Below are 16,471 nucleotides of genomic sequence, written 5' to 3' on the forward strand. Positions count from 1 at the left end.
AACTTCTGTATTAAAGATTATAGAAACCAAAAAGCCTAAAATTCATTATAAAGTTGGCGCATTCATGCAGAAGTTTTCTATTGTATTAAAACGTATCTTACCAGACAAAGTGTATGAGAAAATGTTGATGAATCATTATAAGTTGTAGTATTTTTTTTGAAAAAAATTATTGTTCTTCTCTAAAAGTAACATATTTGACTTTTAGAGTACTTATATTCTATGGACTTTAAAACAATAAAAATATATTTTAGTAAATATTGGTGGATACTTTTGTATCCTATAACTATTGTTTTTTTCTTCAAGATGCAACTTCAAAAAAGTGAACTTCAAAGAAATAAGATATTTGTATATGGAATCGTAACTAGTTCCTCAAAAATCTACAAGAAATACAGTAAGCGAAATTATCATTATCATTTTTTTTATAAAGAGAAAAAATATTATGGAAGTACAACAGGAAACTTTTCTGAAAATATAGAAATAGGAAAGCGGTATAAAGTAGAACTTTCTTCTAAAGACCCAAATAATAACAACATGCTTTTTCATATTCCGTATGATAAAAATAAAGACACAATTTTAAGAATTGACCAATGAATAACAGCGATACCTTTTTATTAGAATCAAAACTAAAACGTTTAAAAATATCATTTTCAAAGAAAAATGGTAAAATTATCATTTGGCAAGCCAAACTCGATTATACCATTTTAATCGGATTGATACTTTTTCCATTACTTGTTGCCATAGCAGGGATTGTATTTTTATTTGTAGAAGATATTGGATTGGATGCATCAGCAAGGAAAAAAATTATCGGTGTTATTATATTTGTTGGCGCAATTGCAATGACGAATTGCTTTCGGATGTTTCTAAAATTCAAATCCAATAAAGCGACAAAAGTTTTAGGCTATAAAGAAATCATTATTAAAAATAAAGATACTTCCATACGTTTTGATGCAGCTACAATAGACAAGTTTACATTCACTATTAATGAAGTTTCAGAAGAAAACTATCGTGGAAGCTTATTTTTAGTAGATACAAAAGCACAAGAACATCTTTTACTTGGTTTTGATAGCGAAAGTGAGCAATATATAATTGATGATTTAAAATGGTTTTCAAACTATTTTGAACAACATGTACAACTAAATTCATAACTTGCTGCATGCGCATAAAAGGTATATGTTTCATAGTGTTTTGTATGTTGATGTCTTGCTCGCTTGATGTCACAACAATTCCGTCACAACGTATTGAAAACGGGTTACAAGCATCTGAAACACCGTTTTCTACTGCTTTAAAATCAGTCAGTTTTCATCCAAATATTGAATATGGAGACGACGAACGAAATGTGTATGATTTTTTTAAGCCAAATTTAAAAACACCTTCTTCTTTGTTGATTTTAATTCACGGAGGTGGATTTGTAAATGGCGGAAAAGCAAATTACTACGAATCGTATCGCTACCGCGGATTGATCAATCGGTTGTTGAAAAAAAATATCGCCGTTGCAGCAATCAATTATCGCTATCTAAATCCCGAAGATACTTTAGGAATCTTGAATAGTCTGAATGATGCTAAACAGGCATTACAACATTTACGTTATTTTTCAGACAGTTTACATTTTCAAAAAGACAAAGTAATGATTTACGGAAGTTCAGCTGGAAGTGCCGCCGCAATGTGGCTCGGATTTGGTGATGAAAGAGCAAAGCCAAAGAGTGAAAATCCAATAGAAAGAGAATCGACACGTATTCAAGGACTCGTTGGAATTTCTACACAAGCAAATTACGATATTGCGACTTGGCATAACACCGTATTTTCATCATTTCAAAAAGATGGATTTACAGAAGCATCTTTGAAAAAAATGATAAAAGAATACCGTATACTTGTCTATTACGGAATTAAAACACGAGAAGAATTAGCTTCTGAACGCACAAAAGCATATCTCAACAAAACAGATATGTTGTCCATGTTGTCTGCGGATGATCCTTTATTTTACTTATCTACAGAGGAAACTTCGGGCGACATTCCAACAAAAATGAGCGACGTATTTCATCATCCATTACATGTAAAAACAATTCAGCAACGCGCAGTAAAAGTTGGTGCCAAAGGAATTTATCATTGTCCTCAAATCAATTTGAATACTACAAAAGGCGAAAGCTATGAAGAATTCATCATTAAAACCATTGGTCATTAATTTTATACAATAACTACTATGCGAATTTTAATCACAATCCTTTTATACGTTAGCATGTATTCCGTAAATGCACAAACTGATTTAAAACAAAATATTTTAGGGAAGTGGGAATTTGTAAAAATTACTACCGATGCTGAAAAAAATAGTTCAACACAAGCTAAAAGTCATTTGAGTAACGCACAAAAAGATCCTTTTATGCGGAAAGATGTTTTACTTATATTTCGTGAAAATAACGACATTACTTTTGAAGTTGAAAATTTTTTAATGCAAGCTAAGTATGTAATAAAAGACTCTATACTCACTATTGGAGCCTACAAGTACGAGATTTTAAGAATAACAAAAGAAACTTTATACCTTAAAGCTCTAAGCGATTCTATGTCTGCAAATTATGAATATAAACGCATAGAGACACCAAAAAAAGATAAACAGTAAATGTCGCATATAACAATTTATAATTTTTCTCTTCTAATTAAATAAATAAAACAATGAGTAACGAACAGCCAAACAATCCGTTACACGGTATAAAACTTTCGGAAATTGTAACTGCGTTAGTAGATTATTATGGTTTTGAAGAACTGAGCAAACGTATTAATATCAATTGTTTTAAAAGTGATCCGTCTGTAAAATCGAGTTTAAAATTTTTACGAAGAACACCTTGGGCAAGAGAAAAAGTGGAAAAATTGTATTTACGATTTATTGCAGAAAATAAGTAGACTTTCGTTCTAAGAAGAATAATTCATATCACATTCTAAAAAACGGTCAACTTATTTTTTAGTAAGATTTTTCAGCACATGAAAAGTGACCAACATTACAGCTAAACATGACATCTATACATCTTTCTGTAAAATCCTCGCGAGTTTTAGCGTAATTTGATCTTATCAACAATGATATATTTCACATAGTTACATCATACTACTGTCTTTAGTTGATAAAGCAGTAGCATACTTTGAAATTTGTATTGGAAAAGCCTGTGTAATGCAGGCTTTTTTTTTAGTGAAACTCACTATTGAAAAGCCAGAAAGGCGCATTCAATAGTGCTAGTTGAACTAATCCTGATGAAAATCAGGATCTTCTACTTTGAACTTGAACAGTTTTAACGTATCATATTTTGTGAGTGTTTCGATTTCTAATAGTACTTATTTTGAATGTATCTTCACTGTAAAGTACAGTAATGAAACACCATTTATATTCTGTAAAACACTGCAATTTTAGATTTAATTTTCGCTCCAAAAAATGTTAATAACTCACGGACTATTCTGTTCAACAAGATTGTTTTCACATACGATAATATTGTAATTTTACACCAAATTGCGTTCAGGATTATTCATGTACTATATTTTCAATAAATAGGAAATCATGAATGCGTTGCATTTGCAGCGACATCCTTTTTTATATTTTGATACGTCATTACGAGGAGTTTACGACAAAGTAATCTGTTTGTTGAATACACAGAGTAGAGTGTAAAGGATTTTTAAAAGATTCTTACAAAAACGTTTCGTTTTAAAAAAGATACAGCGAATAACCTGTAAAAACGCCCAAAAAAGAAAACACAACTTTTATATATAAAATAGATAACAGATGAAATTTTTTATTGATACGGCTAATTTAGATCAAATTCGCGAAGCACAAGCTTTAGGAGTTTTGGATGGTGTAACTACAAATCCTTCGTTAATGGCAAAGGAAGGAATTACAGGAGCCGAAAATATTTTAAACCATTACAAAGCCATTTGTGAGATTGTTGACGGACATGTTTCTGCTGAGGTAATTGCTACAGATTTTGACGGAATGGTAAGAGAAGGAGAAGCGTTAGCAGCTTTGAATCCGCAAATTGTGGTAAAGTTACCAATGATTGCTGATGGAATAAAAGCGTGTAAATATTTTTCTGATAAAGGAATTAAAACAAATGTTACTTTAGTATTTTCAGCTGGTCAAGCGTTATTGGCAGCGAAAGCAGGAGCAACGTACGTATCGCCATTTATTGGTCGTTTGGACGATATTTCTACAGACGGATTGAACTTGATTGCAGAAATTAGAATGATTTATGATAACTACGCGTTTGAAACGGAAATTTTAGCCGCTTCTGTACGTCATACTATGCACGTGATTGATTGTGCTAAGTTAGGCGCTGATGTAATGACAGGACCATTGAAATCGATTGTAGGCTTGTTGAAACATCCTTTAACCGACATCGGTTTGGAAAAGTTCTTAGCAGATTATAATAAAGGAAACTAATATAACGCAACGTTACTTTTAGTGTGCTGAACATGATTTAGCATACATTCAGAAGTACTTTGAAGTAACATACTGGCACAAATATAAAAAAGCATCTTAGTGAATTTCTAAGATGCTTTTTTATTGCTTTTATGTTTTGTGTGAATTTTATTTTTTCAAGAAATCGTTTAGCGTAGTACTATAAATATCGGCAAACGCGTTGACAATATTTCCGCTTCGATCTGTAATGATGAGTTTGTTGATGCTTATCAATGCAAAATCACGCAATACATTCTCTCGTTTTCCAATACGGTATTGTTTGCTGCTTTTGAAGTTAAAGTCTTTTACTTCTTTTTTCCAACGTTTATGATCGCTATCCAAGCTGATTCCGACAATGTTCAGATTTGGATATTGTTTTGCCAATGCTTTAATTTTTTGGGTAATCAGTCGTTTGTGTCGTTTCTGTTCCGATGTCCAAAAGTAAAAAATAGTCTTTCCACGTTTTGAATTCAAGCGACTTACAGGAATGCGAGCATGTTTGTCATCATAGACAAATATTTGATTTGAAAAGTTATTACCACTTTGTAAACTTTTAATTCCGTTGTGCAAATTGGTGATTTCTTCTTTCGACTTATCGTCTTTTGCTATTTTTTGATACAACTTAAAAAACTCATTATTCTTAATAATATCCGATGTATTATTTCTAAAATATGAATACGCAGTAAAACGAAGTAATTCGTTTCGCAAATACGGATACGTCACCAAACTGTCAATAATATTCAATTTGTTTTTATTATAGGTCAACGAAGTATTCAGTGCTTTGTCGCCTTTCCAAGACTTCTGCAAACATTCGCTATACGATGAGTTGTTGATGTATTGCATAATGTAACGCGCATACGGACGATAATGACTCATGGTAGAATCGTTCATATTAATCTTAGACTTGTACTTATAAAAAGAACTTACAATCTTTAAAGTAGAGTCTTTTTTCTTGCGTTTAAAAAACATATTCTGATATGTTTCTCGATATCTAAAATTTCTATACTGAATTGTTTTGTCTGTAAACGATTTAAAAGCATCAGAAACATCAGGATTTTCAATGAAAAACTTTTTCTGTTTTGCTAATTTAATATCTTGTAATGAATCAATTTTGTTAAGAAACGTTTCACTATTTAACTTTGTATACTGATATACTGGTCGTTCATGACTTGCATTTAATAAAAATAACTCGATATAAAAGTTGTTTTTCTCAGCGCCTTTTCCTGTAAAAAATAGCGATTCGTCAAACTTAAATGTATTCAAACGGAGTAGTAAACTATCTCCTTTTTCCAAATAAATATATTGGTATTCTGGATAGTGGTAAAACTTATACAATCCGTCTTTAGGATTTTTAAGTTTTCCCATAAAACGGTTGTTATCATCTAGTTTCAAAGAGTCTACATACTTTCCTTGATGGTATAAAATTACATATTCATCACCTGGATTTATGATTTCTCCACCAAAATAAACAGCGTCATCCGTGTTTGTTTTGTTGGCGTCGTCACAACCAAAACAAAATAATAAAAGTAATAATGGGGTAAAGTATTTCATAGTAGTTTAGACAACTCTTTTACAATTTTAACAAAACTAACTATCCAAAATGCAATAGGGTGTTAACAGGCTGTTAAAAATAGGTGGTAAAACGTTAAGACTAACCGAAGTAAAATTTGCTGTAAATCCTAGTAATATTCAATCAAATTCTTACTTTTGCGCAATATATAAAAAGTTTTAAAAACGAAAAGAATGTTATCTGTATCTAATTTATCCGTACAATTTGGAAAACGCGTATTATTTGACGAAGTAAATACGACGTTTACAACAGGAAATTGCTATGGTGTTATCGGAGCTAACGGCGCTGGTAAATCCACCTTTTTAAAAATACTATCAGGAAAGATGGATGCTACATCTGGGCACGTAAATTTAGAGCCTGGTAAACGTATGTCTGTTTTAGAACAAGATCACTATGCGTATGACGATCTTCCTGTGCTAGAAACTGTAATTATGGGAAACAAACCTTTGTTTGCTATAAAAAAGGAAATGGACGAAATTTATGCAAAAGTTGACTTTTCAGATAAAGATGGAGAACGCGTAGGAGAGTTGCAAGTAGAATTTGAAGAAATGAACGGATGGAACGCCGACTCTGACGCAGCAGCATTATTATCAAACTTAGGAATTGCAGAAGCAAATCACTATTCATTAATGAGCGAATTGGATGGTAAACAAAAAGTACGTGTGTTATTGGCACAAGCACTTTTTGGAAGTCCAGATGTGTTGATTATGGATGAGCCTACCAATGACTTGGATTTTGAAACGATTGCTTGGTTAGAGAATTTCTTAGCAAATTACGACAACTGTGTTATTGTAGTTTCTCACGATAGACACTTTTTAGATGCTGTTTGTACACACATTTCAGATATCGATTTTGCAAAAATAAATCACTACAGTGGTAATTATACGTTTTGGTACGAAAGTAGCCAATTGGCAGCAAGACAACGTGCGCAACAAAACAAAAAATCAGAAGACAAAGCAAAAGAATTACAAGAATTTATATTACGATTTAGTGCAAACGTTGCAAAATCGAAACAAGCAACATCTCGTAAAAAGATGTTGGCACGTTTAAAAGTGGAAGACATCAAGCCTTCAAGTCGTCGTTATCCTGCTATTATTTTTGACAGAGATCGCGAAGCTGGAGATCAAATTTTAAATGTAGAAGGATTAAAAGCTACTGCCGACGACGAAGTATTATTTCAAAATATAGACATCAACTTAGCAAAAGGCGATAAAGTTGCCGTAATTTCTAAAAACTCACGTGCAACCTCTGCTTTCTATGAAATTATTAATGGAAACAATGAAGCTGACGCTGGAACGTACAAATGGGGAGTTACCACTTCGCAAGCATATTTACCGGTAGACAACTCTCAGTTTTTTGATAATGATATGACTTTGGTTGATTGGTTACGCCAATGGTCAAAAACAGAAGAAGAACGTGAAGAAGTATTCGTTCGTGGTTTCTTAGGGAAAATGATTTTCAGTGGAGAAGAAGCCTTAAAAACTGCCAGAGTTCTTTCTGGAGGAGAAAAAGTACGTTGCATGTTATCGCGTATGATGATGATTAGAGCAAACGTATTAATGCTTGACGAGCCGACAAATCACTTGGACTTAGAAAGTATTACTGCGTTTAACAACTCGCTTAAAAACTTCAAAGGAACCGTTTTATTCACTACGCACGATCATGAGTTTGCACAAACAGTTGCCAACAGAATTATTGAGTTAACGCCAAGTGGAGTTATTGACAGATATTCAACTTTTGATGATTACATGAATGATCCAAAAATAAAAGAACAACGTGAAAAAATGTACGGAGTAGAAGTATAATTGACGAAAAGTATACAACTAAAAAGTCCCTTGAAACTATTTCAAGGGACTTTTTTATATGAATGTATTTAGAAAATCTTCTAAATATGTAACTTTCTATTTATGGTAAAATGGGAATCTAAGGCAATCTGCAAATTCCGCTATAACATTGGTACGGATAATCGCAAGGTTTACTATCTGTGCAAAAACGTGGTGCGCCACCAACAATATTTCGCTGTCCTTTTTTATTTATAAAACTAAATCCATCAAGATTTGAAATTTTATCTAACATAGCTTACTTTTTTTCATTAAAGATTAAATATACGAAAAAATATTTTATCTGCAATTACGGTTTTACCTTACTATTTTTTGATGCGTTTTTACTTTGACAAACTCAGCATAAAACTTTAGTGATACATTTTCAAATCAACAAATCACAAACAAACACAAAACCAAAAAACGCTCCCTACCAAAGTAAAAAGCGTTTATATATTTTAAAATTCAGACACTGAGCGGAGTCGAAGTGCTATCGCAATTCAGCACCTAATTGTTTTTCAAAGCTCTGCTGTAACTTATTCATTATTTTATCAATCTGCTTGTCAGTCAGGGTTTTGTGTTCGTCTTGAAGCGTAAAACTTACAGCGTAACTTTTCTTACCTTTTGGTAAATTATCACCGTCATACACATCAAACAAATTCACTTCTTTCAATAAATTACGTTCACTTTGTTTTGCAATGTTATGAATTTCAGCAAACGTAGTTTTTTCATCAATTAGCAACGCAAAATCTCTACGGACTCTTGGAAATTTAGGAATATCTTTAAACTTAATTTTTCTATTTTTTACAACATCAATCACGTTATCCCAATTAAAATCAACATAGATAACTTGTTGCTTGATATCGAATGATTTTGCAACGTTACGTTTTACAATTCCAAATTCAACCAATTTCGTTTTGCCCAAACTCAAGCTAATTCCTTCCGATAATAAATCGTTATGAACAGGCGCCACTTTTAATGAGATGATTCCCAAACGCGCTAAAACGGTCATTACAATTCCTTTCGCATAGAAAAATTCAGTCGCAACAGGTTTCTCTTGTGTCCAAGTTTCCGCATTGGTATTTCCTGTAATAAACACAGATAAATGCTTGTGTTCTTCACGATTTCCTTCGCTGTAAGCGTGATATGTTTTTCCGAATTCAAATAACTTTAAATCACTTCGTTTTCTGTTGATATTATGCGAAATGGCTTCCAATCCTGAGAATAATAACGATTGACGCATTACAGACAAATCGTTACTCAACGGATTCAACATCGTAATATTATGTTCGGCTTTCAATTGCTCTGAAAGTTCAAGGTAGGAAGCATTCGTCAATGAATTTGACATGATTTCATAAAAACCTTGCGAAACCAATTGTGTTCCCACTACATTTTGCAACTTATAATCTTCAAAACGTGATGTATTTGAAATAGACGTATGCCACTTTTCATCAAATTTGATGTTGTTGTAACCGTACACACGCAAAATTTCTTCAATCACATCTGCTTCACGTTGTACATCAACTCTGTAAGCAGGAATGGTTAAACCTAATCCGCCATCAGTAACCGAATTGATTTTTATCTCTAAAGAAGACAAAATATTTTTGATGGTTTCTCTTGGTAATTCTTCTCCAATTAATTTAGAAATATTGTCAAATGAAACACGTACTTGAAAGTCTTCAATTTTTGTTGGATAGCTATCAGAAACATCGCTCGTAATTTCGCCGCCAGCCAATTCTTGAATCAACAAAGCAGCTCTTTTTAAAGCGTATTCAGTCACATTTGGATCAATTCCACGTTCAAAACGGAAAGAAGCATCTGTATTTAATCCATGACGTTTTGCAGTTTTACGCACTGAAACCGGATTGAAATAAGCACTTTCTAAGAAAATATTTGTTGTATTCTCGGTCACGCCAGATTTTAATCCGCCAAAAACACCAGCTATACACAATGGCTTTTCAGCATCACAAATCATTAAATCGTCTTCGTGTAATTCACGTTCAACTTCATCCAAAGTGGTAAATTTTGTGCCAGCTTCTAACGTTTTGACAATGATTTTATTTCCAGAAACATAATTCGCGTCAAACGCGTGTAATGGTTGTCCTAATTCATGTAATACATAATTAGTAACATCAACTACATTATTTTTTGGCGTTAAACCAATTGCTTTCAAACGATGTTGCAACCATTCTGGAGACGGTTTTACCTGAATTCCAGAAATAGTAACACCACAATAACGCGGTGCTAAGGTTTTATCTTCCACTTCTACATCTACTTTTAAAGTTCTATTATCAACTCTAAAACTACTTGTAGAAGGTGTAATTAATTCTATTTTGACATCTTTTTGGAGCAAACCAGCTTTTAAATCTCTGGCAACTCCGTGGTGACACATTGCATCAGCTCGGTTTGGCGTTAATCCAATTTCAAACACCATATCATTCTCAATGTCAAATACTTCACTTGCTGGCGTTCCAACAACTAAAGTTTCCTCTAAAATCATAATTCCGTCATGACTTTCTCCCAAACCAAGTTCATCTTCGGCACAGATCATTCCGTTAGAAACTTCGCCACGAATTTTCCCTTTCTTGATCTTAAACCCTTTTCCTTCCGCATCATATAAAGTCGTTCCAACCGTTGCCACAGGCACTTTTTGTCCAGCAGCCACATTTGGCGCACCACACACAATTTGTATTGGTTCACTAGTTCCTACATCGACAGTAGTTACTTTTAAGCGATCTGCATTTGGATGTTGTACGCAAGTAAGTACATGTCCAATAACAATGCCTTCCAAGCCACCTTGTACAGATTCGTATTTTTCGATGCCTTCAACCTCTAAGCCTAAGTCGGTTAAGAGTTCCCCTGTTTTGTCAGCATCCCAGTCAAGTTGAATAAATTGCTTTACCCAATTGTATGATATTTTCATTCGTATTCGTATTGATAGTCCGCAAAGATAAGATAATGCGGTAAGTTGACAAATAAGTTTTGATTAGATTTTAGACTGCTGACGCAGTTAGAATTTAGACCGCTGCGCTGTTAGACGTTAGATCGCTACGCTGTTAGACTTTTTCTTGCTTGCGCAAGAATTTTTAAACTGCTTTCGCCGTTAGAATCTACATCATTTAGAATCTTTACTTTTCATTTTAACACTGCTAAAAATCTCTTTTAATACAACTTCTGATAATTTATGATTTGATCGAATTCCTAGCCATAATTTAATAATAGCATGAAGCATATTTTTTTCATATTTGAAAGATAGCATAAAAAAATAAAGTCTAAAAATGAAGCGATCTAATATCTAACAACGCCAGCGATCTAATAGCGCAGTGGCCTACAAAATAAGTTCCTTAATCTTATTCGCATAACTACGACTGACTTTCAATTTTTCGTTATTTTTCAGAATTAAAATATAGCTTTCCCCATATTTTGAAACTTCTTTAATCGCCGTTAAACTCACAATAATACTGCGATGAATGCGCATAAATTGTTTCGGATTTAGCTTTTCTTCCAATTGTGAAATTCCGCGATTACTAAGATAACCTTCGCTAGCATCAAAGATTTTAGAATAGCTACCATAAGCTTCTATATACGTAATATCTTCTGTGGCAAGCGTGACGTATTTAGCTCCTTTTTCGACAATAATACGATCTGGAAAATTGGGTTTGGATAAAATGTGTTCGTTGGCTAATGGCACTATCTGACTGGGCGAATTGTCTTTTAGTTTACTAATAGCTTTGTCAAAACGTTCTTTTGTATACGGTTTCAATAAATAATCAACAGCATGTACTTCAAAGGCTTTCAGCGCATATTTATCATACGCCGTACTAAAAATAATAGTTGGTAATTCATGTAAATGCTCTAACACATCAAAACCTTCAAAAGTAATTACAGACAATACGTTTAACTTTTTTGATGTTATTAACGGAACAAACAACCTGAACGTTGATCGTAGCAATGAATTTGAGTATGACGAAGAAATTTACGCTATATATTCAAAATATAGCTTTGGTGTAAACAAATGGAAATTCCAAGCAGGATTACGTATGGAACATACAAATTCTGAAGGAAAATTATCCACACAAGATGCAGCACAAAATCAAGTAGTTTCTAGGACGTATACAGATTTTTTCCCGTCTGCGGGAATTTCGTATCAAGCCAATAGAATCAACTCTTTTGCATTAAGTTATAGCCGACGTATTCAACGTCCAAACTATAAAATCTTAAATCCGTTTGAGTTTCAATTAGACGAACTAAGTTTTAGTAGAGGAAATCCTTTCTTACAGCCACAATACACTGACAATTTTAAACTATCACATACGTATAAATATACTTTGACGACTAGTTTAAGTTACTCATATATTTCTGACTTTTTTGCACAAGTAACAGAAGCGGTTGGTGAAAACAGAAACTTTTTAAGTACGCGAAATGTGGCAGATCAGGAAGTATACAATCTAAGTATTTCCTATCCGTTTAAAGTGACCGATTGGTGGCGAGCGTACGCCAATGTATACGGTTCGTATAGTAAGTATACTGCAACAAATCCAGCATTTATTTCCATAGATCAAGAAACTTTTGGGTTTTATGCACAAAACACATTTTCACTGCCAAAAGACATCAAACTAGAAGTCAGCGGTTGGTATAGCAGTCCATCAATTTGGGGCGGAACGTATGAAACGAGAAGTTTAGGTTCGTTAAATATTGCTGTACAAAAATCATGGGGAAACTGGACAGGAAAAATAACACTCAATGATGCATTGTACACAATTCCGTGGCAAGGAATGACACAATTTGGAAATTTACAAATTGATGGTCGCGGAGGAAGTGACAGCAGGAATATCAACTTTTATGTTCGCTATGCGTTTGGAAACAGTGATGTAAAAAAGGCGAGAAAACGCGATGGAAGTTTGGAAGACGAAAAAGAGAGAATTGGAAATTAAGAATCTATAAACGTCACTTCGAGTGAAATTTCGCAGAAATTTTGTGTCGAGAAGTACTATGAAAAGTAATCTGTTTCTAAGTGCATTTCAGTGTATTTAGAAACAGATTGCCACAAGTTTTTTCAAAACTCTCGCAAAGACGTTTCAAATCAACAAAAAACAAATAACAAAAAACAAATCAACAAATCAACAAATCAACAAATTGACAAATCAACAAAGAAAAAAGAACAAACAAAAAAATCAACCTTTCGGGACTCTCAAAATCTTTTCCATTTTTCTGCCTCTAGCGAGTTCATCAATCAATTTATCTAAATAACGTGCTTTTCGGGTGAGTTCATTATCAATTTCTTCAATTCTGTAGCCGCAAATCACACCTTTAATCAAATGTGCATTTGGATGCAAAGTAGCTTCTTCAAAAAAGGTTTCAAAGGTAACTTTACGGTCAATCAGTTCTTGTATTTTTGCAGTATCAAAGCCTGTAAGCCACGTAATAACTTCATGTAATTCTGCTATGGTTCTTCCTTTCTTTTCCACTTTAGTGACATAATGCGGATAAACTGAAAAAAACTTCATCTCTACAACTCTTTTATTATGTGCGTCAGTAACTTTCATGGGGATTAATTTTATCTTAAAACTAACCGAATTCTGTTGTAAAACAAAATCATCTCGCTTTTTATTGTAATTTGCTTGCTACTTATACGAACCAACCTGTCAATACTTATACTTTCAAAATGAAAAACATTCAAACACTATATATCATACTCATCGGATTCATCTTAGTGTCTTGCGGACAAAAGGAAGTAAAAAAAGACGCGTATAAGTTAAAAGATGGCTCTTGGCAGGTAGCTTTAACGGTTCAAGATGCAAAAGAATTGCCATTTATCTTTACAACGACTGCAAGCGGAATTGAAATTCACAATGCAGCAGAACGCATTCCTATTACTGATATTACCATCAAAGACGATTCCATCACCATAAAAATGGACGTATACGAAGGTGTTTTAAAAGGAAAATTTACAGATGAAAACACTATTAAAGGTGAATTTATAAAAGTTTCATTAGACAGATATGTTCCATTTAAAGCTACTTTTGGCGAAACAAAACGTTTTCCAAATGCAAAAGGAGAAGCAAAAGCAACTATTACTGGAAATTGGGAAACTGTTTTTAGTCCAAACACAGAAGCCGATCGTTATATTGCTAAAGGAATCTTCAAGCAAAATGGAAACAAAGTTATAGGAACTTTTAGAACGACTACGGGCGATTACCGTTATTTGGAAGGAACAGTAAATGGCAATCAATTACAACTATCTGCGTTTGATGGCGCGCACGCTTTCCTATTCACGGCAACGGTGACAGATAGTACAATGATGGGCGAATTTCAATCGGGAAATCACTGGAAAGAACCATTTACTGCAAAACGTAACGAAACTTACGAATTGCCAGATGCAAAAAAATTAACATACATTAAAGAAGGATATGACGAGTTCAACTTTTCATTTCCAGACAGTTCAGGAAAAATGATTTCGTTATCCGATGAAAATCTAAAAGGAAACGTACGAATCGTTCAAATAATGGGAACTTGGTGTCCAAACTGTTTGGATGAATCAACTTACTATGCCAACTATGCAAAAAACAATCCGGATGTAAAATTTGTCGCTTTGGCATTTGAATATGCAAAAACAAAAGAAAAAGCATTCAATAGCATCAAACGTTTACAAAAACGACTCAACATTCCGTATCCAATCTTATTGGCACAATTTGGAACATCTGACAAGAAAAAAGCACAAGAAAAATTGCCCATGTTAAATCATGTATTATCCTATCCGACGACTATTTTTATAGACAAAAAAGGAAAAGTCCGACGCATTCATACAGGTTTTAATGGTCCTGCTACGGGAGACAAATATGTAGCGTTTACAAAAGACTTTGAAAACTTCGTTTCGGAGTTAAAAAACAAATAAAAAGTACGGTTTAAAAGCTTGATTAGTAAGGTATAAACGTAAAATTGCTTTTTTAGACAAAAAGCAACAATTTATTAACATAAAAATAGTAGTGTACTTGTTAAAACTGAGTATTTTTAAAGTGTAGAAAAAGAAACTATGCAAACAATATTCTTACGTACAAAAGCAAAAAATATAAATAGTTCATCAAAATAAATTAAAATGAAAGCGTCTTACTTCCATAAAGGAATTAAGGCGTTTTTTTTTGATGGAATAAAAAGCTTGTCTCTGTATAAATAAAAATATGTTGTGTGTCGTTTCAAACTAATAAATCAACCAAAATAATTCACATGAAGAAACTTTTACTCTGGCTATTTTTAGCCGTAAGTATTACTGCGTATGCGCAGATTCCATCGTATTACAATGATGTTAACTTATCTCAAACAGGAACTAGTTTAAAAGATGAACTTGCCACTAAAATTATTTCCACACACACAACCTTTTTATCCTATACTCCAGGTGTTTGGAGTGCTTTGCAACAATCGGATTTGAATCCGAGTAATAGCAATGAGGTACTCTTAATTTACGGTCACAATGACAATGATGGAAATTTAAAAACCGATAGAACTCGTGGAAAATTTGACAATGGTGGAAGCGTGGGCGACTGGAATAGAGAACATGTATTTGCAAAATCATTGGCGAATCCGGACTTAGGAACTTCTGGCGCTGGTGCAGATGCGCACAATTTACGTCCGTGTGACACACAACAAAACTCCACACGTAACAATCGTAAATTTGGTACAGGAAGTGGCGCAGCAGGATTTATCAACTCCAATGGCGATTGGTATCCTGGCGACGAATGGAAAGGAGATACTGCACGTATGATTCTGTTTATGTATTTGCGTTATGGAAACCGTTGTTTACCAACGTTTGTTGGAACAGGAAGTTCGGTAAGTAGTGACAATAATATGATTGACTTATTTTTACAATGGAATGCTGACGATCCTGTGTCTACATTTGAAGCTTCTCGTAACGATATCATTGCTGGGATTCAAGGAAACAGAAATCCGTTTATTGACAATCCTGCGTTTGCTACACAAATTTGGGGCGGACCACAAGCCGAAGACAAATTTGGAAATGGCGGCGGCGATCCTGGAGATGGCGGCGGTGATAATGGTGGCGGAAGCACAGACGATTTGTTCTTTTCAGAATATATTGAAGGTTCATCAAACAACAAAGCGTTGGAAATTGCTAACTTTACAGGAAGCAGCGTAAACTTATCGAGTTATACCATTAAAAAACAAACCAATGGCGCAGGAAGCTGGTCTTCACCTTACAGTTTATCTGGAAGTGTAAGCAATGGTAATGTGTATGTTGTAGCGCATAGTTCAGCAAATACAACCATTAGAAATCAAGCAGATGCAACTACGGCAACCGCAATTATTACGTTTAACGGAAATGATCCTGTTGGATTATTCAAAAATAATGTTCTAATTGATATCATTGGAAATTTCAATGGCGGAAGCTCCAATTTTGCACAAAATGTAACCTTACGAAGAAAAGCAAGTGTTACAAGTCCGAACACAAACTACACAGAAGCAGAATGGGACGAATTTGCAACGGACACTTCTTCTAATTTAGGTTCACATAGCGTAAATGGTGGTGGAAGTACAGGCGGAACCACAGGAAGTACAACCGTTTTACATGAAGGTTTCTTCGAATCTGGCTTAGATGGTTGGGTTGATGGTGGTGGCGATTGCTACCGTTACTCTGGAAGC

At 33.8% G+C, this 16,471-nt stretch carries 15 protein-coding genes and 1 pseudogene; 11 read left to right on the top strand and 5 right to left on the bottom strand.

The window, feature by feature from the left end; genetic code table 11:
* The 7 genes and pseudogenes from AB8B65_RS12795 to fsa all read left to right on the top strand — a co-directional run.
* A pseudogene (locus tag AB8B65_RS12795) lies at positions 1-148 on the top strand (short-chain dehydrogenase/reductase); the annotation flags it as partial.
* 155 nt (positions 149-303) lie between these two features.
* Positions 304-591 carry a hypothetical protein gene (locus tag AB8B65_RS12800; RefSeq protein WP_405301464.1) on the top strand — a complete coding sequence of 96 codons (288 nt, stop codon included), beginning with the start codon at positions 304-306 and terminating at the stop codon, positions 589-591.
* Positions 588-1,145, top strand: a complete 558-nt coding sequence (locus AB8B65_RS12805) for a hypothetical protein (protein ID WP_405301465.1) — start codon at positions 588-590, stop codon at positions 1,143-1,145. Before AB8B65_RS12800 ends, AB8B65_RS12805 begins: the two co-directional genes overlap by 4 nt.
* 44 nt (positions 1,146-1,189) lie before the next feature.
* A complete protein-coding gene (locus AB8B65_RS12810; protein ID WP_405301466.1) occupies positions 1,190-2,179 on the top strand; it encodes an alpha/beta hydrolase in 990 nt (329 codons plus the stop codon).
* A gap of 18 nt (positions 2,180-2,197) precedes the next feature.
* Entirely contained in the window at positions 2,198-2,611 is a 414-nt protein-coding gene (locus AB8B65_RS12815; RefSeq protein ID WP_405301467.1) for a hypothetical protein, read from the top strand.
* Between the two features lie 53 nt (positions 2,612-2,664).
* Positions 2,665-2,892 (top strand): VF530 family DNA-binding protein, encoded by a 228-nt coding sequence (locus AB8B65_RS12820; RefSeq protein ID WP_405301469.1) that lies wholly within the window; start codon positions 2,665-2,667, stop codon positions 2,890-2,892.
* An 865-nt stretch (positions 2,893-3,757) separates the two neighbouring features.
* The gene (fsa, locus tag AB8B65_RS12825; RefSeq protein ID WP_405301470.1) at positions 3,758-4,411 is read left to right on the top strand and encodes a fructose-6-phosphate aldolase; all 654 of its coding nucleotides are present in this window, start codon (positions 3,758-3,760) and stop codon (positions 4,409-4,411) included.
* A gap of 147 nt (positions 4,412-4,558) precedes the next feature.
* Here fsa and AB8B65_RS12830 read toward each other — a convergent pair whose 3' ends face one another.
* A complete protein-coding gene (locus AB8B65_RS12830; protein ID WP_405301471.1) occupies positions 4,559-5,980 on the bottom strand; it encodes a TlpA family protein disulfide reductase in 1,422 nt (473 codons plus the stop codon).
* Between the two features lie 192 nt (positions 5,981-6,172).
* Here AB8B65_RS12830 and AB8B65_RS12835 point away from each other — a divergent pair, with 192 nt between their 5' ends.
* A complete protein-coding gene (locus tag AB8B65_RS12835; RefSeq protein WP_405301472.1) occupies positions 6,173-7,804 on the top strand; it encodes an ABC-F family ATP-binding cassette domain-containing protein in 1,632 nt (543 codons plus the stop codon).
* Positions 7,805-7,922: 118 nt separating this feature from the next.
* On the opposite strand, the gene AB8B65_RS12840 is transcribed toward AB8B65_RS12835, so the two are convergent.
* The 3 genes from AB8B65_RS12840 to AB8B65_RS12850 form a co-directional block, all read right to left on the bottom strand.
* Complete coding sequence (locus AB8B65_RS12840) at positions 7,923-8,075, bottom strand: hypothetical protein (RefSeq protein WP_405301473.1); 153 nt, start codon at positions 8,073-8,075, stop codon at positions 7,923-7,925.
* Positions 8,076-8,309: 234 nt separating this feature from the next.
* Positions 8,310-10,742, bottom strand: a complete 2,433-nt coding sequence (gene pheT / locus AB8B65_RS12845; RefSeq protein ID WP_405301474.1) for a phenylalanine--tRNA ligase subunit beta — start codon at positions 10,740-10,742, stop codon at positions 8,310-8,312.
* Positions 10,743-11,147: 405 nt separating this feature from the next.
* The gene (locus AB8B65_RS12850) at positions 11,148-11,711 is read right to left on the bottom strand and encodes a LytR/AlgR family response regulator transcription factor (RefSeq protein ID WP_405301476.1); all 564 of its coding nucleotides are present in this window, start codon (positions 11,709-11,711) and stop codon (positions 11,148-11,150) included.
* Here AB8B65_RS12850 and AB8B65_RS12855 point away from each other — a divergent pair.
* The gene (locus tag AB8B65_RS12855; protein ID WP_405301480.1) at positions 11,701-12,753 is read left to right on the top strand and encodes an outer membrane beta-barrel family protein; all 1,053 of its coding nucleotides are present in this window, start codon (positions 11,701-11,703) and stop codon (positions 12,751-12,753) included. The genes AB8B65_RS12850 and AB8B65_RS12855 overlap by 11 nt on opposite strands.
* Positions 12,754-12,993: 240 nt before the next feature.
* Here AB8B65_RS12855 and AB8B65_RS12860 read toward each other — a convergent pair whose 3' ends face one another.
* Positions 12,994-13,365 (bottom strand): DUF2200 domain-containing protein, encoded by a 372-nt coding sequence (locus AB8B65_RS12860; protein ID WP_405301477.1) that lies wholly within the window; start codon positions 13,363-13,365, stop codon positions 12,994-12,996.
* A 119-nt stretch (positions 13,366-13,484) separates the two neighbouring features.
* Here AB8B65_RS12860 and AB8B65_RS12865 point away from each other — a divergent pair, with 119 nt between their 5' ends.
* Positions 13,485-14,714 carry a TlpA family protein disulfide reductase gene (locus AB8B65_RS12865; protein WP_405301478.1) on the top strand — a complete coding sequence of 410 codons (1,230 nt, stop codon included), beginning with the start codon at positions 13,485-13,487 and terminating at the stop codon, positions 14,712-14,714.
* Positions 14,715-15,043: 329 nt separating this feature from the next.
* On the top strand, positions 15,044-16,471 hold a 1,428-nt coding region (locus tag AB8B65_RS12870; protein WP_405301479.1), incomplete at its 3' end, for an endonuclease.

This window comes from Kordia sp., assembly GCF_045105435.1.
In the GTDB taxonomy this organism is placed as follows: domain Bacteria; phylum Bacteroidota; class Bacteroidia; order Flavobacteriales; family Flavobacteriaceae; genus Kordia.